The organism is Asticcacaulis benevestitus DSM 16100 = ATCC BAA-896, from assembly GCF_000376105.1.
Taxonomy (GTDB): Bacteria; Pseudomonadota; Alphaproteobacteria; order Caulobacterales; family Caulobacteraceae; genus Asticcacaulis; species Asticcacaulis benevestitus.
Genome location: NZ_AQWM01000086.1, coordinates 1 through 2,005, shown reverse-complemented (window position 1 = coordinate 2,005; position 2,005 = coordinate 1). Strand labels below are relative to the sequence as shown.

1 protein-coding gene is annotated in these 2,005 nt (G+C 48.6%); it reads left to right on the top strand.

Annotated elements, in window-relative coordinates:
* Window positions 1–638 precede the first annotated feature (638 nt).
* The gene (locus B060_RS0123445; RefSeq protein WP_018084217.1) at window positions 639–1,724 is read left to right on the top strand and encodes a nucleotidyltransferase family protein; all 1,086 of its coding nucleotides are present in this window, start codon (window positions 639–641) and stop codon (window positions 1,722–1,724) included.
* Window positions 1,725–2,005: the final 281 nt, after the last annotated feature.

The window sequence follows — 2,005 nt, the reverse complement described above, 5'->3', positions numbered from 1 at the left end:
CTATCTTTGGATTGTGGCTGGTCATAATGACGACATTGCTCCTACCTCTTATTTAAGTGGGAGATCCTGTCCGGTCAATTATGGGGCTATTTCACTTCTGAGGCGAGCGCAAGTCTCTGGGCGGAATTCTAAAGTTCCTGTTTTGCCTGGGTTCCCTTGGACCACTGGGAGATTTTTGAGTGCGATATTCGTAATCTGATGACGAATTTTAGCCCAGTTTTCAGCCCAAGCCCACAGTGAATTTTTAAAAGTATATAAAGTTCAAATATTTACTTCAAAATGCTTTCGTCTCATAACCTGAAGGTCGTCAGTTCAAATCTGGCCCCCGCAACCAAAAGAACAAACTGAACAATATCAATTTGATAATGGTTATTTTGATTGTCGGACAGGGCGCATGCTTTTGCGCTGGATTTGAGGTTTGTGCCGAATCCACCCCAATCCTTTGATTTCATTAAGAAGAAAGTTTAGCGCAAATGCTACTCAAAACCTGACGGCCGTCGTTGGAAAGTCCATCCGGCAATTCCGTATATCAGATGTGTTAGCAGGGATTTTTCTCTCTATTACCTTTTTCGCAAAAACGGTAATAGATGTATTTAAGAGTATGTGTTATTACCAGTTTTGCGAAAAAGGTAATAGGCATGAAATTACTCGACCATACCTACCAGACTTTGTATTCCGAGCTGGCCCAACGCAGCTTGGATGCACAGTTTTCGGAGGAGTTTTCTATCGACGGTCGTTTCATCTCGATGGAGAGTGGCGAACGACGATACTGGTATTTCGACCTGCCGAAAGAAGGAGGCGGAAAGCAACGCACTTATGTTGGCCCAGTTGATGATCCTGCCATCACAGAACGAGTTGAAAAGTTCAAGGATCTTAAGGCGGATAATCGCGCACGGCGTAAGCTTGTCTCAACCCTTGTACGCGAGGCGTACTTGCCGAGGCCTGAAATATTCGTAGGCAACATAATCGGGGCTCTGGTAGAGGCCGGCTTTTTCCGCCTCCGTGGTGTCATGGTCGGCACGGTGGCGTTTCAATGCTATTCGGCCCTTCTGGGCGTTCGTCTCCCGAATAACATTATGCAGACGGGCGATGCAGATTTCGCGCAATTCCATTCTATATCGGTAGCTGTTGGGGATACGATGCCACCGGTCATCGACGTCTTGCGCCAAGTAGACCCAACATTTCGGGAAGTACCCCATCAGGCTGATAACCGCTATTCAACCCAGTTCGTTGCGCGATCTGGTTATAAGGTGGAATTTTTGACACCGAACACCGGCTCGAATGACTATGCCGGCAGGCCGGCACATATGCCCGCACTAGGGGGAGCCTCGGCGCAGCCGTTACGCTTCTTAGATTTCCTAATCCATCAACCTGTACGAGCCGTAGTGCTTCACGGGGCGGGGCTGCCGATATTTGTGCCCGCGCCGGAAAGATATGCGGTTCACAAACTTATCGTCGGGTCTCGTCGCCAGATCGATGACGATGGAACGGCGAAAAGTCGCAAGGACCGTCAACAGGCGCAAACCTTAATGGAGACAATGATCGAACTCCGGCAAGGCGACGCTGTCGCGGATGCATACATGGAAGCTTGGGACAGAGGTCCTGCGTGGCGTGAAGCCATTGAAGGCAGTATGCATTATTTAGGGAATGGTGGTCTTGTCGCAAATTTAGGGGCGAGTATTAGGCGCCTGGGCGGCGACCCGTCCTGTTATGGGTTGCGTTAGGTGCCTCTCACCCGAGTGATCTCTAGCACACGATTTAGCACAAGTATTTTTCAATTGGCTAAAATCTGTTTAAATTCATAAGGATGTACCAATTTCGCTCAGGCTCATAACCTGAAGGTCGTCAGTTCAAATCTGGCCCCCGCAACCAAAAATATCAGAACAATATCAAACACATAGTTGATTTATTGGTAACCGGGGCAAATTGGCGTGCAAGGGGGCTTGGCAGGGACTCGCGGTTATGATTCAAACTGGAGATGGCTCCATCGACTGAATCGAATGAC